Raw genomic sequence first — 20011 nt, 5'->3', positions numbered from 1 at the left:
GCGGGCTCAGCCCATGGCGCGCAGCGGCGCGGCGAGTTCGGCGGCGAAGAAGTCGAGGAAGCCGTCCGGGTCGGGGCCGGCGTTCTGCAGCACGATGTGGTCGTAGCCCGCCTCGACGTAGGCCCGCGCCCTGGCCAGGTGCACGGCCGGGTCCGGACCCACCGCGAACTGCTGGCGGATGTGGTGGTCCTCCACCCAGCCGGTCGCGGCGTCGAAGTTCGCCGGGTTGGGCAGCTCGCTCATCACCTTCCACCCGGTGACCGCCCACCGGCTGGTCTCCTTCGCCGCCCGGACCGCCTGCTCCTCGTCCGTGGCCCAGGCCAGCGGCACCTCGGCGTACCGGGGACCGGTGCCGCCGGCGTCCCGGTAGTGCCCGACGATGGACGACTTCGGCTCGGTGGCGAACAGCCCGTCGCCCAGTTCGGCGGCGAGCGCCGCCGAGTCCTGCCCGCTGGCCGCCACCGCGATCACCGGCGGCGTGTCCGGCAGGTCCCACACCCGGGCGTCCTCCAGTTGCAGGTGCCGTCCCTCGTACGACTGGTAGCCGCCCCGCCAGAGCAGCCGGATGATCTCCAGCGCCTCGCGGAGCCGCTCGTGCCGGCCGCGCACGCTCGGGAAGCCCTGCCCGACGACGTGCTCGTTGAGCCGCTCCCCGGCGCCCACGCCGAGGGTGAACCGGCCGTCGGAGATCAGCGCCATGGTGGCGGCGGCCTGCGCGATGATCGCCGGGTGGTAGCGGACGCTCGGGCAGGTCACCCCGGTGGCCAGGCGCAGCGTGCTGGTCTTCGCCGCGACGGCGCCCAGCGCGCTCCAGGTGAAGCAGGAGTGGCCCTGCACCTCCAGCCACGGGTGGTAGTGGTCGCTCATCTCGACGAAGTCGAACCCCACCTGCTCGGCGCGGACCGCCTGGCGGATCAGCTCCTGCGGTCCGAACGCCTCCGAGGCCAGCTTGTAGCCGATCTGCATGCCGGTTCTCCCGTTCCCTGCGCGCCGGACCGCTGCCCTTCCCGTCCCGCCGGCCGGCAAACGCCCCGCTCACCCGCGAAGCCCAGCCTCCTAGGAAGCCCTACGGGTGGTGACGCCGGCCGCGCTGGGCGGCGGTGCCGCCGGCCCGTGCTGGCACGACGAGGCCCGCGCCGCGGGGGAGCGGGGCGCGGGCCGGGGGGAGCGGAGCCGGGGTGACCTACTTGGACGGCTCGGGAAGCTTGCAGTCCACCTTGGGGTTGGCGCCGATGTAGTTCAGCGGGCCGGCCACGATGGTGACCAGGATGGTGCCGGCCTCGGCGCAGTTGGTGTCGTCGTTGGAGTAGTAGCCGCGCTGACCGGCGGCGATCGCGCCGATGATGAGCCAGATGACGACCAGGACGCCGAGTATCGAGGTGCCACGCATGGGTTGCCTCCACGGGGTTGTGGTGGATTCGAGGTGGAGGTCATGTACCCCGGGCGGGTCGCCGGCCAAACGGTGTGTGGCATCGGCGAGGCTGATTTCGATCGCATCCGGCCGGCGCGGGTGCGGGCCCCGGTGGTCTCATCGGCTAGTGCGGCGGCGCCGGTTCCTCCGGTGGCCTGCCCCGACTGCGCAGGTGGTCGGCGATGGCGACGCCGGCCAGCACCAGCATGGCGCCGAGCGAGGCGTAGACCGGCGCGAGGAACAGCACGCCCGGCGCGATGGTGAGCAGGGCCAGGACGCCGCCGGGGCGGGACAGCGACACCCGGCTGAACACCTCGTACTCGAACGCGGCGCGACCGACCAGGAACAACGCCGGCCCGCCGATGATGACCGCCAGCCAGGCCGGTGGGGTGTGCCCGGTCGGTTCGAGCAGCACCAGGTCGAAGCCGGCGGCGGTGGTCACCACCCCCGCCACCATCAGCAGGTGCGTGTAGGGGGCGGTGTTCAGGAACCGGGCCGGCTGCCGCGACCGGGCGATCGCGTGCGGCAGCAGTTCGCCGGACTTGTGCACGTAGATCCGCCAGAGCAGCAGGGTGGTGCTGAACGCGGTGGTGAAGGCGGCGATGTTCTCCACCTCGGAGTGGTGCAGGCTGAAGACGGTGCCGGCGACCAGGATGGCGTCGCCCAGCGCGATGATGAAGAACTGCTGGTAGCGCTCGGAGAGGTGTTCGGCGGTCACCGCCCGCTGGGCGTCCGGCACCACGCCGAGGCCGGGCACCGGGTAGGCCAGCCGGAAGCCGACGTAGTCGATCGCCAGCGCCAGCGCCCACCACCACTCCCGGCGGTATCCCTCGCTCGACACCACGCCACCGACCAGCCACGGCACCGCCGAGACGGCGAACCAGATGAAGATCCGGGTTGCCCGGCGCTGGGTCTGGCGGTGCCGCCGCACGGCCGGCATCAGGTACAGCCCGCGACCGAGATGGATCGCCACGTACGTCCCGGCGAAGATCAGGCCGCGGGCGGCGAACGCCTCCGGGATGGCGGTGGTCATCAGCAGCGCCCCGAACATCACCGCGATGATCAGCACCTTGATCTCGGGGCGCTGCGGGTCGTACAGGTCGGTGACCAGCGTGGTGATCGCCCAGGTCCACCACATGGCCATCAGCATGATCAGGGCCTGGAAGGCGCGGTCCCATCCCAGGTCGACGATCAGGCCGCGCGAGATCAGGGAGAGCGCGACCACGTAGACCAGATCGAAGAAGAGCTCCAGCAGGGTCACCCGACGCGGTGACTCCGGGTCGCGCACCAGGGGCTGCCGTGCGGGGGACGGCTCCGGCGTGGCGAAGGGCACGAACTGCTCCTGCGGGCGGATCGGCGCGGCGGGCCCCTTCTGGCCCTGTACCGACCGTAACGACGCCCGCTCGGGCCCGGGTGTGCTTTCGGCTATCCGGGCGACCGCCCCCCGCCGCGGCGGGCGGGGATCCGGCCGGGCCGGTGCCGACCGTCGGTCAGCACCGGCCCGGACCTGACTCAGGCGTCGGCGCCGCCCGCCGGGAGCACCGCGGTGGCCTCGTCACGGGCGCCGGCCAGCACCTTGGCCTGCTGCGACCAGGTCGCCAGGCCCGGCGCGGCGCGCAGCCCGGCGGCCTTGACGGTCTCCCGCAGCGCCGCCTCGTCCAACTCGGCGAGCTGCTGGTAGGTACGGATCCCGGCGGCCTGCAGCGCGGCGGCCAGCTTGGGCCCGATGCCCTGGATCCGGCGGAAGTCGTCGGCGGCCTCCGCGCCGGCGGGGACGGCGTCCTCGACGGCGGTCCGCTGCGCCGGCACCGCCACCGGCGTGACCTCGGCCGGCCCGTCCGTCGCGGCGACCGGCTCGGCCAGCGCCCCGGCACCCGCCGGCTCGGCGGCAGCCGCGACCGGCTCGGCCTCGGCCACCGGCTCAGCGACGACCGGCTCAGCGACGACCGGCTCAGCGACGACCGGCTCAGCGACGACCGGCTCAGCGACGACCGGCTCAGCGGCGACCGGCTCAGCGGCGACCGGCTCAGCGGCGACCGGCTCGGCGGCGACCGGCTCAGGAGCGGCGACCGGCTCGGCGGCGACCGGCTCAGGAGCGGCGACCGGCTCGGCGGCGGCCGCGTCCTGGTCGGCGGGCGTCGGCTCCTCCGTCACGGCCACGGCCTGCGGCACCTCGTCGACCACGGCCGTCGGCCGCTCCTGGTCGACGACGGCGCCCGCCGGCGCACCCTCCACGGTGGGCGACACCCGGTCGGCGCCGGTGCGCCGGCCGCTCACCACCCAGCCGATCACCAGACCCACCAGCAGGGCCAGGATCAGGACCAGCCACTGCCCGAGATTCGACGGCACGGCCTACCTCCTCATATGTATGTGCTCGACAGTCGCGAGAAACCCGGGGCAGCTTCGCACACGTGCGGCCGGGACGACAGGGAGGTCCGCCCGATCCCGGCGCCGGTGGGATGGGGGGTGTCGCCGGGTGGCGGGAGGATGACCGAGCGTGCCGCGACGCGAGGGCGCCCCGGACCCTGGTGCCATCAGGGGTCCGGGACGCCCGGTCCGGGCCCGCGCGGGGCGGGCGGTTCAGCGCAGCGAACCCGCCGCGGGCTCGTCGGCCGCGTTCCAGCTGTAGAAGCAGGGCGCGATGGCGTCCCGCGGCGACCGCCAGGTCGGCAGGTACGGCGAGGTGTGCGCGGCGAGCCGTTCGTCGACCCGCCGGTACAGCGGGTGGGCGCGGGCCTCGGCCGCCGTGTCCGGGTCGACGTCCGTGGTCTCCATGAGATGGACGCAGAGGTCGTGCAGCGAGTAGAGCGAGCGGTGCCGCAGCCCGGTGAGCCGGGGCAGCCCGGTCGCGTCGGCCTCGGCGAGGATCTGGCCCACCCGTCCCTCGGCGCCCGGCACGATCCGGCTGACCACCAACAGTCGACTCATCTCCGACCCCTCTCGCCGGTGCCGCCCGGGTCTCGCCGGCCGGGGGGCCTCGGGCGCCGTCTGCCGCCAGCCTGCCGGCGCCGCTGTCACCTGCCCGTCACCGGGCATTCCCACGCGGTGACGTCGACTGTGGCCGGTGCGCGCGGACCGACGGGGCCGACCCGGCCGCGACGGGCTGCGGTCGGAACCTGGTACCGGGCGGACCCGGCTCACCGGTTGCCCGGGGCGGTGGGCGCGGTCGGGCCCCGCTGCGGCGCCGGGCCGGCGCGGTCCGGGCGGCGCGGCGGCTCCCGGCGGCTGGCGTGCCGGATCGGGGCGAGGGTGTCGGCGAGCAGCGCGGCCATCGCCGGCGACGGTTCCAGCCGCAGCTCGCGCAGGAGCAGGTCCCGGTAGACGTAGAAGGCGTGCACCGCTTCGAACGCGTTGCCCTCGGCCAGGTGGACGCGGACCACCAGGCGGTGCGGGGTCTCCCGCAGCGGCTCGGCGGCCATCGCCGCCAGGGCCGCCTCCAGGGCCTCGCCGTGCCGGCCGGCGGCCAGGTGGTTGCCGGCCAGCTCCTCCAGCAGGTGCAGGCGCAGCTGGCGCAGCCGCTCGCGTTCCAGCAGCACCCAGTCGTCGTACCAGCCGGGGAGCAGGTCGTGCCGGCAGATCTCGGCGGCGACCCGGGGCAGGTCGCCGGCGCGGACCCGGGTGGCGGCCCCGACCAGCTCGTCCACGTCGAGGCGTACGGAGTCGCCGAGCCGGACGGTGTCGCCGTCGGTGAGCAGCGGGCAGCACGGGTCCTGCCGCAACCGCCACAGCGCGGTCCGCAGCGACGACAACGCCCGCTCCTCGGAGGTCTCCGGCCAGAGCAGCCCGGCCAGGTGGCTACGGGTGGCGGCCGGCCGGAGCCCGATCAGGGCGATGACCCGTTGCAGGCCCCGGGGCACCACCACCGGGACGTCGTCGTGCAGCAGCCGGAATCCTCCCAACAGGTGCAGCGACACCCGTGGCGGTTCCGGGTCCCCGGCCGTCGGCATCCTCGAATGACCGGACACGGGCGCACCCCCTGCACCGGAACCCTCGTCCCGACCGTCTCGTGACGCCCGGCTCGGCGGCCCGCGACCCCGGTGTCGGCGCGGCTTGGCCGCCGCGGCCGGTGCCGCGGACGCCGGGCTTATCAGGACGGACATTATCAACGCCGATTACGCTGGGTCAACGGGTGGCCGCCTATGCGACAGTCTTCTCTGGAACCAGTCAAACCCACGTTGAACTGCAAAGAAGTGGTGCCCTGGCAAATCCTGAAGATGACCTTCGGATAGCTCACGCACAGGTTGCGTCAACGGAGCGTCACCGTATTCCGGATGGGATGGCGGCCGGGTGACGCCGCGTTGACGGCGCCGGCGGCACCGTGTCGGCAGTCGTCCGGCGGAACCGGTGGTACCCGCACCGGGACGCCCCCAGGGGAGGCTGTCCATGGATCGTTCGCTCATCGTCGCCAAGGTGGTGCCCACCGCCGAGGACCGGGTCGCCGAGATATTCGCCGAGTCCGACGCCACCGACCTGCCCGGTCTGGTCGGCGTCCGGCACCGGTCGCTCTACCGGCTGCACGACCTGTACGTCCACCTGCTCGAGACGGAGCGGCCGGCCGAGGGCGCCGTCGAGGACGCCCGCGGGCATCCCGAGTTCGTCCGGGTCAGCGAACGGCTGCGCCCGTTCATCTCGCCGTACCTGCCGACCTGGCGCTCGCCCCGGGACGCGATGGCGCACTGCTTCTACCGGTACGACGCCCCCGGGCGGCGGCCGTGACCACCACCGCGCCCCGCGACGAGCAGCTCTGGTCGCGCTGCGCCGGCTGCGCCTCGCTGCTGTACCGCAAACGGCTGCGCCGCAACCTCGACGTCTGCCCGGAGTGCGGGTCGCACGCCCGGCTCGACGCCCCGGACCGGGTGGCGCAGCTGGTCGACGCGGACTCGTTCACCCCGCTGCCGGACCGCGCCGCCCGGGTCGACCCGATCGGCTTCGTCGACGCCCTGCCGTACCCGCAGCGGCTGGGCGCGGCCCGTGCCGGCACCGGCCTCGAGGAGGCTGTGGTCTGCGGCACCGCCCGCATCGGCGGGCACCCGGTGGCGCTGGCGGTGATGGACTTCCGGTTCCTCGGCGGCAGCCTCGGCTGCGCGGTCGGCGAGCTGATCACCCGTACCGCCGAGCGGGCGCAGGCCGACGAGGTGCCGCTGGTGCTGGTCACCGCGTCCGGTGGGGCCCGGATGCAGGAGGGCGCGCTGTCGCTGATGCAGATGGCCACGGTCAGCCAGGCCATCGCCGGGCTGCGCGAGGCGGGACTGTTCACCGTCAGCGTCATCACCGACCCGACCTACGGCGGGGTGGCCGCCTCCTTCGCCACCAACACCGACGTGGTGCTCGCCGAGAGCGGCGCGCGGATGGGCTTCGCCGGGCCGCGGGTGATCCGCCAGGTCACCGGGGCCAGCCTGCCGGAGGGCTTCCAGACCGCCGAGTTCCTGCTCCGGCACGGCCAGGTCGACCTGGTGGTGCCCCGGCAGGCGCTGCGCGGCCGGTTGACCGCGCTGCTCGCCGCCGCCGGCGCGGGCCGGACGAACCGGCGTCCGCGCGTACCCCGGCAGGAGCCGGCGCCGGTCCCGGCGGCCGCGGCCGGCGCGGCCGGTCCCGCCACGGCGGCCGGCCCCGGGCGGGACGCCTGGGAGACGGTACGCACGGCGCGGCACCCCGGCCGGCCCACCACCCTGGACTACCTGGAGACCGCCTTCGACGGCTTCGTGGAGCTGCACGGCGACCGGCTCGGCGCGGACTGCCCGGCGGTGGTCGGCGGGTTGGCCCGGCTTCACGGGCGGCCGGTGATGGTGATCGGCCACCAGAAGGGACACACCACGGCCGAGCTGGTGGCCCGCAACTTCGGCATGGCCAGTCCCGCCGGGCACCGCAAGGCGCTGCGGCTGATGCGGCTGGCCGCCCGGCTCGGCCTGCCCGTGGTGACCCTGGTGGACACCCCGGGCGCGGACCCGGGGGTGAGCGCGGAGCAGCAGGGGCAGGCGGCGGCGATCGCCGAGAACATCCTGGCGCTGAGCGTGCTGCCCACCCCGGTGGTCGCGGTGGTCACCGGGGAGGGCGGCAGCGGTGGCGCCCTCGCGCTCGCCGTCGCCGACCGGGTGCTGATGTTGGAACACGCGGTCTACTCGGTGATCAGCCCGGAGGGCTGCGCGGCGATCCTCTGGCCGGACAGCTCCGCCGCCCCGCAGGCCGCCCGGGCGTTGCGGCTCACCGCCGCCGACCTGTGCCGGCTCGGGGTGGTCGACGAGGTGGTGCCCGAGCCGCCGCCCGCCGCCCACGGCGATCCGGCCGCCGCCGCCGACCTGCTCGGCCGGGCGGTCGCCGGCCACCTCGCCGGCCTGCTCGACGTGCCGACGGCCACCCTGGTCCGGCGGCGCCGCAACCGGTTCCGCCGCTACGGCGCCGCCCGCACCGCCGGGACGACCCGGTGAGCGCCGCGCCGGACCCGGACGGGGTGCTGGAGGGGTTGTGCCGGCAGGCCCGCCAGCTCGTCGCCGAACTGGCCGGCCCGGTACGCCGGGTGCGGCTGCGCAGCGGCGGGACGGTGCTGGAGGTGGAGTGGCACGGCTCCGCCGCGCCGGCGCCCGCGCCCCGGGCCGAGCCGGAACCGGTCGCGCGGCCGGTGGCCGAGCCGGTCGCCGGCGCGGACCGGCCGGCCGTGCGGGCGCCCGTGGTGGGCACCTTCTACCGGGCCCCGGAGCCCGGCGCCGCGCCCTTCGTGGCCGTCGGCGACCTGGTCCGGCCCGGGCAGGTGGTCGGCATCGTGGAGGCGATGAAGCTGATGAACGAGGTCACCGCGGGCCAGGCCGGCCGGGTGGTGGAGCTGCTGGTGGAGGACGGCAAGCCGGTCGAGTACGACCAGCCGCTGATCGCCCTGGAACCGGTGACCGGGCGGGACGGGTGATGTTCGACAAGGTGCTGATCGCCAACCGCGGCGAGATCGCGCTGCGGGTGCTGCGGGCCTGCCGCGAGCTGGGCGTACGGACCGTGGTGGTGCACTCCAGCGCGGACGCCGACTCGCTGCCGGTGCGGCTGGCCGACGAGACGGTCCGGATCGGACCGGCGGCCAGCCGGCAGAGCTACCTGAACGCCGCCGCGATCGTGGAGGCGGCCCGGCAGACCGGCGCGCAGGCCGTGCACCCCGGCTACGGTTTCCTCTCCGAGGACGCCGACTTCGCCGAGATCTGCGCGGAGAACGGGCTCACCTTCGTCGGCCCGCCGCCGCAGGTGATGGCCGCGCTGGCCGACAAGTCCACCGCCCGCGAGCTGATGAGCAGGGCCGGGCTGCCGTTGCCGCCGGGCAGCGTGCGGACCCTGCCGACGGCCGCCGAGGCGCTGGAGGTGGCCGCCGGGATCGGCTACCCGGTGATCGTCAAGGCCGCCGCCGGCGGCGGCGGGCGCGGGATGAGCGTGGTCCGCTCCGCCGCCGAGCTGCCCCGGGCGTACGCCCGCACCCGGGCCGCCGCCCAGGTCGCCTTCGGCGACGACCGGGTGTACGTCGAGCGGTACCTCACCGACGCCCGGCACGTCGAGGTGCAGGTGCTCTGCGACGCCCACGGCAACGGCATCCACCTCGGCACCCGGGACTGTTCGGTGCAGCGCCGCCACCAGAAGCTCATCGAGGAGGCCCCGGCGCCGGCGCTGCGCCCCGCCACCCTGGACACCCTGGCCGAGACGGCGCTGCGCGGGGCCCTGGCGGTCGGCTTCACCGGCGCCGGCACCTTCGAGTTCCTGGTCGACGCGGCCCAGGAGTGCCACTTCCTGGAGATCAACTGCCGGATCCAGGTGGAGCACCCGGTCACCGAGCTGATCACCGGGATCGACCTGGTCCACGAGCAGCTGCACATCGCCGCCGGGACGCCGCTGCGCTGGCGGCAGGAACAGATCCGGCCGCGCGGCGTGGCGATCGAGGCGCGGGTCAACGTGGAGGACCCGGACCGGGACTTCGCGCCGGCTCCCGGCCGCCTCGACCGGTTCCGGCCCCCCGGCGGCCCGTTCACCCGGGTCGACACCCACGGCCACCCCGGCTACCTGGTCAGCCCGCACTACGACTCGCTGCTGGCCAAGGTGGCCGTGTGGGCGCCGGACCGGGATGGCGCGCTGGCCCGGCTGGACCGCGCGCTGGCCGAGTTCGACGTGGCCGGCCCCGGGGTCCGCACCACCATCCCGTTCGCCCGGCGGGTGCTGCGCGACCCGGAGTTCCGGGCGGCCCGGCACACCACCGCCCTGGTCGACCGCCTGCTCGGCGGCCCACCCGGCCGCACCGGCGGCGCGCCGGCCGCGACGCCCACCGCCACCGATCCGGTACCCGCCGCTCGTGCCGACACCGACGCGGCCGGCCGTACCCCCGTCACCGCCGCGCCCGCGGCCGGCCCGACCGCTTGGAGGAACCGATGACCGTAGCTCCCGACCGCCCGCTCGCCGGCGACATCACCGACATCCTGGTCACGCACTGCGGCCTGGACGCCGAGGCCGCCGCCCGCACCCCGGCCGCCAGCCTGGAGGAGCTCGGCATGGACTCGTTGGCCCTGCTCGAACTCTCCGCCGTGGTCGCCGACCGGTGGCGGGTGGCCATCCCGGAGCAGGCCGGGCAGCTGAGCATCGCCGGCGTCGCCGACCTGGTGGCCCGCAAGGCCGACCCGCCCGGGCACACCGAGAACGCCGTCGACATCGCCGCGCCGCTGCGGCTGGTCTGGGCGGTCACCAACGACGTGGCCCGGTGGACCGAGCTGTTCACCGAGTACGCGGCGGTCGAGATCCTGCACCGCGACGGCGACACGGTCCGGTTCCGGCTGACCATGCACCCCGACGAGAACGGCACCTCGTGGAGCTGGGTCAGCGAGCGCACCGCCGACCCGGGCACCCGCGAGGTGCACGCCCGGCGGGTGGAGACCGGGCCGTTCGAGTACATGCGCATCCACTGGCGCTACGACGAGATCGACGGCGGCACCCGGATGACCTGGGTGCAGGACTTCGCCATGAAGCCCACCGCGCCGGTGGACAACGCCGGCATGACCGAGCGGATCAACACCAACAGCAAGGTCCAGCTCGCCGTCATCAAGGAGCGCATCGAGCGGGCGTACGCGGGAGGCGCGCGATGACCGACACCTCCACGGCCCGGGTCTCCGTCCACGACGTCACCGCCGACCGGCGGCGCGGCGGCGAGCTGCGGGTGCTGCTCGGCCCGAAGACCGTCGGCAGCACCTCCGGCTTCATGGGGGTGGCCACCCTCGGGCCGGGGGAGCGGATCGCCGAGCACTACCACCCGTACAGCGAGGAGTTCCTCTACGTCGCCCGCGGCGCCATCACCGTCGACCTGGACGACCGGCCGGTGCCCCTCGCGGCCGGGGAGGCGCTGTTCGTGCCCCGGGACGTGCGGCACCGGCTGCGCAACACCGGCGACGAACCGGCCGAGGTGGTCTTCCACCTCGGGCCGCTCGCGCCCCGCCCGGAACTCGGCCACGTCGACACCGAGGGTGCCCCACCACCCCGGACACCGTCGTGACCGGCCGGCGGACCGTGGTCACCGGCGTCGGGGTCGTCGCACCCGGCGGCGCCACCCGGGACCGGTTCTGGAAGACCATCACCGAGGGGCGCACCGCCACCCGGCGGATCAGCTTCTTCGACCCGTCGCCGTTCCGCTCCCAGATCGCCGCCGAGTGCGACTTCGACCCGGACGCCGCCGGCATCACCCTCGCCGAACGGCAGCGCGCCGACCGGTACGTGCAGTTCGCGCTGGCCTGCTCCGCCGAGGCGCTCGCCGACAGCGGCCTGACCCTCGGCGACGCCGAGCGGGACCGGGCCGGCGTGGTGCTCGGCACCGCCGTCGGCGGCACCATGGCGCTGGAGAAGGAGTACGTGCGGGTCAGCGACTCCGGCCGGCACTGGCTGGTCGACCACACCCTCGGCGGGCCGTACCTGTACCAGGCGCTGATCCCGAGCAGCCTGGCCGCCGACGTGGCCTGCCGGCACGGCCTGCACGGCCCGGCCCAGGTGGTCTCCACCGGCTGCACGTCGGGCATCGACGCCATCGGGTACGCCCACCAGCTCGTCGCCGACGGCGAGGCGGACATCGTGCTGGCCGGCGCCGCCGACTCGCCGATCTCCCCGGTCACCGTCGCCTCGTTCGACGCCATCGGGGCCACCAGCCCGGACAACGACGACCCGGCGCACGCGTCCCGGCCGTTCGACGCCGACCGGCACGGCTTCGTGCTGGCCGAGGGCGCGGCCGTGCTGGTGCTGGAGGAGGCCGAGCACGCCCGCCGCCGGGGCGCGCACGTCTACTGCGAGGTCGCCGGGTACGCCAGCCGCAGCAACGGCTTCCACATGACCGGGCTGCGCCCGGACGGGGCGGAGATGGCGGTCGCCATCAGCGACGCGCTGCGCCAGGCCCGGCTCGCCCCGTCCGCCGTGTCGTACGTCAGCGCGCACGGCTCCGGCACCCGGCAGAACGACCGGCACGAGACCGCCGCCTTCAAGCGGGCGCTGGGCGCCACGGCGTACCGGGTGCCGATCAGCTCGATCAAGTCGATGGTCGGGCACTCGCTCGGCGCGATCGGCTCCATCGAGATGGCCGCGTGCGCGCTGGCCATCGAGTACGGCGTGGTGCCGCCCACCGCCAACTGGGCCACCAGGGATCCGGAGTGCGACCTGGACTACGTGCCCAACGAGGCCCGGGAGGTGCCGGTGGACGTGGCGCTCTCGGTGGGCAGCGGCTTCGGCGGCTTCCAGTCCGCGATGATCTTCCGCCGGCTGGCGGTCCACCCGTGACGGCGCGGGCCGTGGTGACCGGGATCGGGGTGGTCGCGCCGACCGGGGTCGGCGCCGACGTCCACTGGGACGCGGTCCTCGCCGGCACCCGCCGCATTGGGCCGATCACCCTGTTCGACCCGGCCGGCTACCCGACCCGGGTGGCCGGGGAGGTGCCCGAATTCGACCCGGCCGGCTTCAGCGACACCCGGCAGCGGGTGCAGACCGACCGGTGGACGCACCTGGGCTTCGCCGCCACCCGGCTGGCGCTGGCCGACGCCGGCCTGCCCGAGCAGTCGCCCGACCCGTACCAGTGGGCGGTCACCCTGGCCAGCTCCTCGGGTGGGAACCTGTTCGGGCAGCGGGAGCTGCAACGGCTCTGGGGCGGGCCGAGCCGGACCGTCGGGGCGTACCAGTCGATCGCCTGGTTCTACGCGGCCAGCGTCGGGCAGCTGTCCATCCGGCACCAGCTCAAGGGGCCCTGCGGGGTGACCGTCTCCGAGTCGGCCGGCGGGCTGGACAGCCTCGCCCACGCGGTGCGGACCATCCGTCGCGGCACCCCGCTGGTGGTGGCCGGGGCGACCGAGTGCCCGCTCAGCCCGTACGCGCTGGCCTGCCAGCTCCGCTCCGGGCTGCTCAGCGACGTGGCCGACCCGGAGCGGGCGTACCGGCCGTTCGACGCGGGCGCCACCGGTTACGTGCCGGCCGAGGGTGGCGCGGTCTTCGTGGTGGAGGAGTTGGGGCACGCGCTCGCGCGGGGCGCCCGGATCTACGGGGAGATCACCGGCTGGGCGGCCACCCACGACGCGGCCCCCACCGACCCGGACGGCGAGCCCGACCCGACCCACTACGCCCGGGCGCTGCGGCTGGCCCTGGACCGGGCCGCGGTCCGCCCGCACGACGTGGACGTCATCTGGCCGGACGCGCTCGGCGTGCCGGCGTACGACCGGGCGGAGGCGGCCGCCCTGCGCGCGGTCTTCGGCCCGACCACCCCACCGGTGACCACGCAGAAGCCGCTGACCGGCCGGGCCCACCAGGGCGGTTCGGCGCTGGACGCGGCCACCGCGCTGCTCGCCTTCCAGCACGGCCTGCTGCCCGCCTCGGCCGGGCCGGAGCAGCCCGCGCCGGGCTGCGAACTGACCTTCCTGCGCCGGCCGCGCCCGCCGCGCAGCCGCATCGCCCTGGTCGGGGCGCGCGGCTTCGACGGCTTCAACAGCGCGCTCGTGCTGCGCGGGGCCGCGCCGCCGCCCGGGGGTGGCGACCGATGACGGCGCCGGTCGGCGGCGGCCTCACCCCGGCCGTTCCACGCCGTGCTCGGCGGCGATCCCGGCGATCTCGGCGGGCGTGCCGGCCATGATCGTGCGGGCGTGCGCGGTGACGAGGTCGGTGGGCCAGTCCCACCAGGCGGCGCGGCGGAGCCGTACGATGTCGGCGTCGTCGAAGCGTTGCCGGATCGGCCGGGCGGGATTGCCGCCGACGATCGTGTAGGGCGGCACGTCGGCGGTGACCACCGCGCCGGTCGCGATGACGGCGCCGTCGCCGATCCGCACGCCCGGCATGACCACGGATCCGAAGCCGAACCAGACGTCGTTCCCGACCACGGTGTCGCCGCGGCTCGGCATGGCGGTGACGATGTCGAGGGTCCGCTCGGCCCACTCGCCGCCGAACATGGTGAACGGGTACGTGGACACGCCCATGCTGGGGTGGGCCGCCCCGGCCATCAGGAACCGGGTGCCCGAGGCGATCGCGCAGTACTTTCCGATGACCAGCCGTTCCGGTCCGTAGGCGTACAGGACGTTGCGGTGCTCGAAGCCGGCCGCGTCGTCGGGATCGTCGTAATAGGTGTAGTCACCCACGACGATCTTCGGTGACGTCACCAGTGGTTTGAGGAACACCACGCGGTCGAAGGCGGGTAGCGGGTGGACGGTGCGGGGGTCGGGAGTCATCAGTTGGCCTCCTGGTGGGACGGTCCGGGTGCGGTCGTGAGGCCGGCTCAGGCGTGCAGGTCCGCCAGGATGCGGGCCCGGGTGGGGTGGCGCAGCTTCCGCAACGCCTGGCTCTCGATCTGGCGGACCCGCTCCCGGGTCAGCCCGATCCTCGTGCCGATCTCGTCGAGCGTGCTCGGCCGGTCGTCGTCGAGGCCGAACCGCTGGCAGATGACGGCCGCCTCGCGCTCCGACAGGGTGCCGAGCACCTCGTCCAGGTAGCGGCGCCGCCAGGACGACACCACGACGCTGGCCGGGTCGGGCGCCTCATCGGGGACAAGGTCGCCCAGCTCGGTCGTGCCGGCGGCCCCGGCGACCGGCGTGTGCAGCGAGACCGGCTCGCGGTCGTGCCGCAGCAGCAGTTCCACCTTCTCGACGGGCAGGTCGAGCCGGCCGGCGATCTCGACGGGCGTCGGCTCCCGGTCGAGTTCGCCCGCCAGCGTGCGTCGGGCCCGGTTCACCCGGTTGAGCACCTCGACCAGGTGCGCCGGCAGGCGGACCGTGCGGCTCTGGTCGGTGAGGGCACGGCCGATCGCCTGCTTGATCCACCACGTCGCGTACGTCGAGAACTTCAGTCCACGCCGGTGGTCGAACTTCTCGACCGCCCGCATCATGCCGATGGTGCCCTCCTGGATCAGGTCGAGCAGCGGCAGCCGGCCGGCGAGCGCGTACCGTTTCGCGACCGAGACGACCAGCCGCAGGTTGGCCTCGATCATGTGGTGCCGGGCGCGCCGCCCGTCGGCGACGAGTCGCCGCAGCCGGTCCCGCTCGGCCGCGCCGACCCGGTCGCCCTCGTCGTCCAAGCGCCGCTGCGCCACGCTGCCGGCCTCGATGCGGGCGCCGAGGCAGGTCTCCTGCTCGGCCGTGAGCAGCGGCGTGCGTCCGATCGTCCGGAGGTAGTCGGCCACCGTGTCGGTGGTGTGGCCGGCGGCTGCGGGGCGGGTGGTGGCGAGCAAGAAGACGTGCTCCTTCCGGGGGACGGTGCGGGGCTCGGGACGCGCGGCGGGTCAGCGGCGGCCGGGGATCCGGCGGGGCTGGCGCCGGGGGACGACCACGGGGACATGCTGTCGGCGCGTCGGCGCGAGGTGCGGGCGGCGGGGCTTGCCGGCGGCGATGTCGCGGGTGTGGGCGGGCATGTCGGGCTCCCTTCCGTGCCGGCCGTCTCGCCGGTACGACCTAAATTTAGAGTCGACATAATAATATGTCAAGAATAATTTTCGGTCGATCCCAGGTATAGTCGGGACGTGACCGCGCAGAGCACCGGCCTCAGGGCCCTGAAGAAGCGTCAGACCAGGGAGAATATCTCGAGCCAGGCCACCCGCCTGTTCCTCGAACGCGGCTTCGACAACGTGACGATCGCCGAGGTGGCCGCCGCCGCGCAGGTGTCCAAGATGACCGTCACCAACTACTTCCCCCGCAAGGAGGACCTCGCGCTGGACATGCACGACGAGTTCGTGCGGCAGTTGGCCACCGTCGTCCGGGAGCGCGAGCCCGGCGAGTCGGCGTTGGTGGCGCTGCGCCGCGCCTACCTCGCGGCGGTGGCCGCGCACGACCCGGTCATCGGGTTCTCCGGTCCCGCCTTCGCCCGGATGATCGCCGCCAGCCCGGCGCTGGTGGCCCGTCTCCGCGAGTTCCACGACGACCGGGAGAGGGCCCTGGCCGCCGCCCTGGCCGAGGAGACCCGGAGCGCCGAGGACGAGGTCCTGCCCCGGGTCGCCGCCGCGCTGCTGGCCGGCGTCCACCGGCTGCTGTTCGAGGAGACCATGCGCCGCACCATCGCCGGACACCCCGACGACGACATCGCGCGGGCCGTCACCGGCTACGCGCAGGTCGCCTTCGACGCCCTCGCGCCCGCGCTCGCGGACTACGCCGTCCGTCCGGCAGTCGGGCGGACGCCGCGCTGAGACCGGAGGGCAGCATCCGGCGGCCGGCGGGCCACCGAGCCGGCGTGCCCTCGATCCTGCCTGTCCGATCGAGCCTGAGCAATCCACCCAGCCGCCTTTCTTGATCTAGCCATTTGCATCTAGCGATGTCATGAACACCCGTCGTAGGGTTCCGTCAGCACCCCGGAGAACGCACGTGTTGGGCGGATTTCGCCCACTTTCACGCTGGGCGGTGGCGGCTCGTGACAGCACATCCCTTGCCGGAAGATCCTGCGGCGGCAACGCCGAGCTGGGTGGACGACGTCCTGTTCACCGGGCGGCCCACCGACATTTGTCTGCGCCTGCCCGAGCCGATCGACAAGGGCACCCTGCTCCGGATGGTCGGCGCGGCGCAGGCCCGGCTGGCCGCCGCCGGACTGCGCCCGGGCGGCGCCGCCGCGCTGCGGCTGCCCCCGTCGCTGGCGTACGTGGTGCACCTGCTGGCCACCTGGCGCAGCGGCGCCCAGGCGATCCTGCTCGACCACCGGCTCACCGACCACGAGGTCGACAAGGCCCTGCGCCGGCTCGGCCCGCAGGTGGTCGTCGCGCCGCTGCGCGCCGGCGCCGGCGCCCTGCGGATCTTCGTGGACGTCACCGCCGGCGTCACGCCGTACGGCGACGGCCCGGCCGGCAGCCCGCACGCGGTGATCCAGCTCAGCTCCGGCTCCACCGGACCGTCCAAGGTGATCGGCCGCACCGCCGAGGACCTGGTCGGCGAGGTGCACCGCTACACCCGCATCGACGGCGTCGCGCTGCCCGGTGAGCGGATCATCCTGCTGCCCTCCATGGTGCACGTGCTCGGCCTGGTCGGCGGCCTGCTCTACGGGCTGCACGCCGGCGTGGAGCTGTGCCCACCGGAACGGCTCAGCGGCGACGCGATCCTCGCCGCGGTGGCCGCGCAGGACAGCCCGGCCACCGTGCTCGGCGTGCCGTTCCACATCGGCCTGCTCGCCTCCACCGTGCCGTCCGGGCCGCTGCCCCAGCTCAAGCGGATGACCACCGGCGGCGAGCTGGTCCCGGCCACCGTCGCCCGCGCCTTCACCGACCGCTACGGCGTCCCGCTGGGCAACATGTACGGGATGACCGAGGTCGGCGTCATCGGCACCGACCTGCACGGGGCGCACCGCCCGGCCATCGCCCCCGCGCCCGGCATCCGGGTCCGGGAGTCCGGCGGCGAGCTGTGGGTCAGCTGCCCGGCCAACCCGTACGTGGGGCTCGCCGACCCGACCCGCTGGGCCGACGGCTGGCTGCACACCCGCGACGCCGGCGTGGTCGACCGGGACACCGGGCTCGTCACCATCAAGGGCCGGCTCGACTCGCAGGTCTCGGTGGGCGGCATGAAGGTCGACCTCACCGAGGTCGAGGCCACCGTCGCCGAGCTGCCCGGGGTGACCGCCGCCGTGGTGGTCTGGGACGACGGCATCACCGGGTACGTGCAGACCGACGGCTCGCTGTCCGAGGACACCCTGGACAAGCTGCTCGCCGAGCGGCTGGCCGGCTACAAACGGCCCCGCACCCTGCACCTGCTCGACCAGTTGCCCCGTACCACCACCGGCAAGCTGGTCCGCTCCGCGCCGGCGCTGCGGGACGCCGCGTCATGACCGGCCCGCTACGCGAGGGCGACCTCGACCGGACCGGCCGCCCCGGCGACCGCGACGGCGAGCACCAGGCCCGCCCCGCCGGCCGGATGACCGACCCGCACCCCGGGACAGCCGGGGACCGGGCGCAGCAACTCGCCGCCGCCGTCCGGCGCGGGCATCCGGCGGCGCAGCCCACCGTCGCGCAGCCCGGTGCCGAGCGCCTTGCCGACCGCCTCCTTGGCCGTCCACAGGCGCAGGAAGTCCAGCTCCCGGCCGGCCTCGGCCCGGGCGGCCAGCCATTCCGCCTCGGCCGGGTGGTACCAGCGCCGGGCCAGCGGCGTGGCGGGCAGCGGCCGGCGCCGCTCGACGTCCACCCCGACCGGTCCGCCCGTCCGGGCGGCCACCACGACCACCCCGTCGACGTGGCTGACGCTGACCGGCAGCGTCCGCCCGCCGGCCGCGTACACCTCCGGGCGCCCGCCGGGCGCCCGTCCCACCCCGATCTCCGCCTCGGGCCGGCCGAGCAACGCGCCACCCGCGCGCCTGAGCAGCCGTCGCGTCAGCTCCCGCTGGTCGCCGACGGCGCGGCCGGTCCACACGTACACGGTGTCCCGACCGGGCACCGGTAGCTGGTTCACGGAAAGAGGTTAACGCCATGCGAGACGAGGTCCGCGCCTTCGTCATCGAGCAGCTCACCGACATGAACTACGACGTCGAGGACGTCGACGACGACACCACCCTCGGCCCAGCCGGCGTCGACCTCGAGTCGCTCGCCCTGGCCGACCTCGCTGTCCGCGTCGAGGACCGGTACGGCCTGAAGTTCGACGACGACGAGTCGGAGAAGCTGGCCCTCATGACGGTCGGCGAGTTCACCACGATGGTCGCCGACCGGGTGGCCGCGAACAGCGACATCGCCTGATGACCGGTCAGCCCGACCTGGGGCGAGCTGACCTGGTGAGCATGCTCGCCGAACTGACCGCGAAACCCGTCGACCAGGTGTCCGACCGGGTCGGCTCGATGGAGCTGGCCTGGCTCGTGCACCTCGTCGAGCAACGCTACGACCGTCGACTGGAGCTGACCGACGACCAGCTCGCCGGCATCCGCACCGTCGACGACGCGCTCGCGGTGTTCCGCAGCTCGCTGACCGTTCCCGCAGATGGCTGAGCGGGAGCACCTGAGGATCACCGGCGTCCACGCGCTCAGCGCCCTGGGTAGGGGCGCCGAAGCGCTGCTCGCCGGGGTGCTCGCCGGCACCCCGGCGTTCACGCCGGTGCGCCGCTTCGACACCGCGGGCCGCCGGGTCGCCGTGGCGGCCACGCTGCCGGACGTCGGCACCCTCGCCGACGAGCTGACCGACGCCGCCGACCACGCCTGCCGGGCGGCGGGCCTGGACCGGGCGCACCGGGCCGGCGCGGCGCTGTTCCTGGCCACCCACGGCGGCCCGCCCTCGCTGCCGGCACCGGACGGTCCCGCTGACGGGGACACCGGGCCGGAGGTGCCGGCGCTCGCCGGCCACCTGGCCCGCCGCTGCGGCCTGGGCGGGCCCACCCGGGTCTACACGACCGCCTGCGTCTCGGCGAGCACGGCCGTGGCCGACGCCGCGACCCTGATCGGCCGGGGCGACCTGGACCGGGTGGTGGTCGCCGCCGGCTACCTGGTCGAGCCGGACCAGTACGCCCTCTTCGACGCCGGCCGGGCGCTCGCCGCCGACGGGGCGGTCCGCCCGTTCAGCGCCGGCCGGCAGGGGCTGCTGCTCGGCGACGGGGTGGTGGCGGTGGTGCTGGAAGCGGCCCGCGCCGCCGCCGCGCGGGGCGCCCCGACGCTGGCCACGGTGGCCGGCTGGGGGCGGGCCGGCGACGCGTACCACCCGTGCCAGCCGGATCCGCGCGGGCTCGGCCTGGCCCGGGCCGTCGAGGCGGCGCTGCGCCGGGCCGGGCTGCCGCCCGAGGCGGTGGGTTACGTCAACGCCAACGCCACGGGCACCGCGTACAGCGACGCCGCCGAGGCGGCGGCGCTGGGCCGGGTGTTCGGCGCGGCGGCCGGGCGGCTCCCGGTCAGCTCCACGAAGGCGGTGCACGGGCACGCGCTGGAGGCGTCCGGGCTGCTCGAACTGGTGGTCACCGTGCTCGCGCTCGGGCACGGCAAGCTGCCGGTCAACGCCGGCTGGCTCGGCCCCGACGAGAACTGCCCGCTGGACGTGGTGACGCACGCGCCCCGCTCCACCAGCACGGCGCACGCGCTCACCCTGAACGCCGCGTTCGGCGGGGCCAACACGGCGCTGCTGGTGAGCACGCCGTGACCGCCGCCGACCAGCCACGACCGGGCCCGGACGCGGCACCCGTCGCGTGGGACCGGCCCGCGCCGTCCGGT

Annotated in this window: 22 protein-coding genes; 13 read left to right on the top strand and 9 right to left on the bottom strand. The window is 75.0% G+C overall.

From position 1 onward, the window contains the following. Positions 1 to 6 precede the first annotated feature (6 nt). From ACIBPB_RS04815 to ACIBPB_RS04790, 6 genes are all read right to left on the bottom strand, one after another. Complete coding sequence (locus tag ACIBPB_RS04815) at positions 7 to 966, bottom strand: TIGR03557 family F420-dependent LLM class oxidoreductase (protein ID WP_396838240.1); 960 nt, start codon at positions 964 to 966, stop codon at positions 7 to 9. A gap of 217 nt (positions 967 to 1183) precedes the next feature. Continuing rightward, entirely contained in the window at positions 1184 to 1390 is a 207-nt protein-coding gene (locus ACIBPB_RS04810) for a hypothetical protein (protein ID WP_046564384.1), read from the bottom strand. 145 nt (positions 1391 to 1535) lie between these two features. Beyond that, complete coding sequence (locus tag ACIBPB_RS04805; protein WP_396838239.1) at positions 1536 to 2744, bottom strand: low temperature requirement protein A; 1209 nt, start codon at positions 2742 to 2744, stop codon at positions 1536 to 1538. Between the two features lie 179 nt (positions 2745 to 2923). Next, positions 2924 to 3760, bottom strand: a complete 837-nt coding sequence (locus ACIBPB_RS04800; protein ID WP_396838238.1) for a helix-hairpin-helix domain-containing protein — start codon at positions 3758 to 3760, stop codon at positions 2924 to 2926. A gap of 231 nt (positions 3761 to 3991) precedes the next feature. Continuing rightward, positions 3992 to 4339: a TcmI family type II polyketide cyclase gene (locus tag ACIBPB_RS04795; protein ID WP_357322314.1), complete on the bottom strand. Its 348-nt coding sequence runs from the start codon at positions 4337 to 4339 to the stop codon at positions 3992 to 3994. Positions 4340 to 4548: 209 nt separating this feature from the next. Then, complete coding sequence (locus tag ACIBPB_RS04790) at positions 4549 to 5358, bottom strand: BTAD domain-containing putative transcriptional regulator (RefSeq protein WP_396838237.1); 810 nt, start codon at positions 5356 to 5358, stop codon at positions 4549 to 4551. Positions 5359 to 5794: 436 nt separating this feature from the next. Here ACIBPB_RS04790 and ACIBPB_RS04785 point away from each other — a divergent pair, with 436 nt between their 5' ends. The 8 genes from ACIBPB_RS04785 to ACIBPB_RS04750 are packed head-to-tail and all read left to right on the top strand — an operon-like array spanning position 5795 to position 13422. After that, positions 5795 to 6127, top strand: a complete 333-nt coding sequence (locus tag ACIBPB_RS04785) for a TcmI family type II polyketide cyclase (protein WP_357322308.1) — start codon at positions 5795 to 5797, stop codon at positions 6125 to 6127. After that, on the top strand, positions 6124 to 7836 hold the full coding sequence (locus ACIBPB_RS04780; RefSeq protein WP_396838236.1) for an acetyl-CoA carboxylase carboxyltransferase subunit alpha: 1713 nt from the start codon (positions 6124 to 6126) through the stop codon (positions 7834 to 7836). The genes ACIBPB_RS04785 and ACIBPB_RS04780 overlap by 4 nt, the downstream gene beginning before the upstream one ends. Next, entirely contained in the window at positions 7833 to 8309 is a 477-nt protein-coding gene (accB, locus tag ACIBPB_RS04775) for an acetyl-CoA carboxylase biotin carboxyl carrier protein (protein WP_396838235.1), read from the top strand. The genes ACIBPB_RS04780 and accB overlap by 4 nt, the downstream gene beginning before the upstream one ends. Beyond that, a complete protein-coding gene (locus ACIBPB_RS04770) occupies positions 8309 to 9802 on the top strand; it encodes an acetyl/propionyl/methylcrotonyl-CoA carboxylase subunit alpha (protein WP_396838234.1) in 1494 nt (497 codons plus the stop codon). The genes accB and ACIBPB_RS04770 overlap by 1 nt, the downstream gene beginning before the upstream one ends. Continuing rightward, complete coding sequence (locus ACIBPB_RS04765; RefSeq protein ID WP_396838233.1) at positions 9799 to 10506, top strand: SRPBCC family protein; 708 nt, start codon at positions 9799 to 9801, stop codon at positions 10504 to 10506. Before ACIBPB_RS04770 ends, ACIBPB_RS04765 begins: the two co-directional genes overlap by 4 nt. After that, positions 10503 to 10910 (top strand): cupin domain-containing protein, encoded by a 408-nt coding sequence (locus ACIBPB_RS04760; RefSeq protein ID WP_396838232.1) that lies wholly within the window; start codon positions 10503 to 10505, stop codon positions 10908 to 10910. Before ACIBPB_RS04765 ends, ACIBPB_RS04760 begins: the two co-directional genes overlap by 4 nt. Further along, positions 10907 to 12175 carry a beta-ketoacyl-[acyl-carrier-protein] synthase family protein gene (locus tag ACIBPB_RS04755; protein WP_396838231.1) on the top strand — a complete coding sequence of 423 codons (1269 nt, stop codon included), beginning with the start codon at positions 10907 to 10909 and terminating at the stop codon, positions 12173 to 12175. The genes ACIBPB_RS04760 and ACIBPB_RS04755 overlap by 4 nt, the downstream gene beginning before the upstream one ends. Next, positions 12172 to 13422: a beta-ketoacyl synthase N-terminal-like domain-containing protein gene (locus ACIBPB_RS04750; RefSeq protein WP_396838230.1), complete on the top strand. Its 1251-nt coding sequence runs from the start codon at positions 12172 to 12174 to the stop codon at positions 13420 to 13422. Before ACIBPB_RS04755 ends, ACIBPB_RS04750 begins: the two co-directional genes overlap by 4 nt. A 21-nt stretch (positions 13423 to 13443) precedes the next feature. Here ACIBPB_RS04750 and ACIBPB_RS04745 read toward each other — a convergent pair whose 3' ends face one another. Next, complete coding sequence (locus tag ACIBPB_RS04745; protein WP_396838229.1) at positions 13444 to 14100, bottom strand: CatB-related O-acetyltransferase; 657 nt, start codon at positions 14098 to 14100, stop codon at positions 13444 to 13446. Between the two features lie 47 nt (positions 14101 to 14147). Next, a complete protein-coding gene (locus tag ACIBPB_RS04740; protein WP_396838228.1) occupies positions 14148 to 15095 on the bottom strand; it encodes a sigma-70 family RNA polymerase sigma factor in 948 nt (315 codons plus the stop codon). Positions 15096 to 15383: 288 nt separating this feature from the next. Here ACIBPB_RS04740 and ACIBPB_RS04735 point away from each other — a divergent pair, with 288 nt between their 5' ends. Together ACIBPB_RS04735 and ACIBPB_RS04730 are read left to right on the top strand one after the other, a co-directional pair. Beyond that, the gene (locus ACIBPB_RS04735; RefSeq protein ID WP_396838227.1) at positions 15384 to 16043 is read left to right on the top strand and encodes a TetR/AcrR family transcriptional regulator; all 660 of its coding nucleotides are present in this window, start codon (positions 15384 to 15386) and stop codon (positions 16041 to 16043) included. A 221-nt stretch (positions 16044 to 16264) separates the two neighbouring features. Further along, a complete protein-coding gene (locus ACIBPB_RS04730; RefSeq protein ID WP_396838226.1) occupies positions 16265 to 17662 on the top strand; it encodes a class I adenylate-forming enzyme family protein in 1398 nt (465 codons plus the stop codon). An 8-nt stretch (positions 17663 to 17670) separates the two neighbouring features. On the opposite strand, the gene ACIBPB_RS04725 is transcribed toward ACIBPB_RS04730, so the two are convergent. After that, the gene (locus ACIBPB_RS04725) at positions 17671 to 18279 is read right to left on the bottom strand and encodes a 4'-phosphopantetheinyl transferase family protein (RefSeq protein ID WP_396838225.1); all 609 of its coding nucleotides are present in this window, start codon (positions 18277 to 18279) and stop codon (positions 17671 to 17673) included. 17 nt (positions 18280 to 18296) lie between these two features. On the opposite strand from ACIBPB_RS04725, the gene ACIBPB_RS04720 reads away from it, so the two are divergent. Genes ACIBPB_RS04720 through ACIBPB_RS04710 form a run of 3 tightly spaced genes read left to right on the top strand, consistent with a single transcriptional unit; the run spans position 18297 to position 19940 of the window. Continuing rightward, positions 18297 to 18560: a phosphopantetheine-binding protein gene (locus ACIBPB_RS04720; protein ID WP_396838224.1), complete on the top strand. Its 264-nt coding sequence runs from the start codon at positions 18297 to 18299 to the stop codon at positions 18558 to 18560. Continuing rightward, the gene (locus ACIBPB_RS04715) at positions 18560 to 18805 is read left to right on the top strand and encodes an acyl carrier protein (protein ID WP_396838223.1); all 246 of its coding nucleotides are present in this window, start codon (positions 18560 to 18562) and stop codon (positions 18803 to 18805) included. The genes ACIBPB_RS04720 and ACIBPB_RS04715 overlap by 1 nt, the downstream gene beginning before the upstream one ends. Continuing rightward, the gene (locus tag ACIBPB_RS04710) at positions 18798 to 19940 is read left to right on the top strand and encodes a beta-ketoacyl-[acyl-carrier-protein] synthase family protein (RefSeq protein WP_396838222.1); all 1143 of its coding nucleotides are present in this window, start codon (positions 18798 to 18800) and stop codon (positions 19938 to 19940) included. Before ACIBPB_RS04715 ends, ACIBPB_RS04710 begins: the two co-directional genes overlap by 8 nt. Positions 19941 to 20011: the final 71 nt, after the last annotated feature.

Origin of the sequence: Micromonospora sp. NPDC049836 (assembly GCF_044465125.1) — a bacterium.
In the GTDB taxonomy this organism is placed as follows: domain Bacteria; phylum Actinomycetota; class Actinomycetes; order Mycobacteriales; family Micromonosporaceae; genus Micromonospora.
The sequence above is the reverse complement of the archived record's forward strand: the minus strand, read 5'-3'. Positions and strand labels throughout refer to the sequence as shown.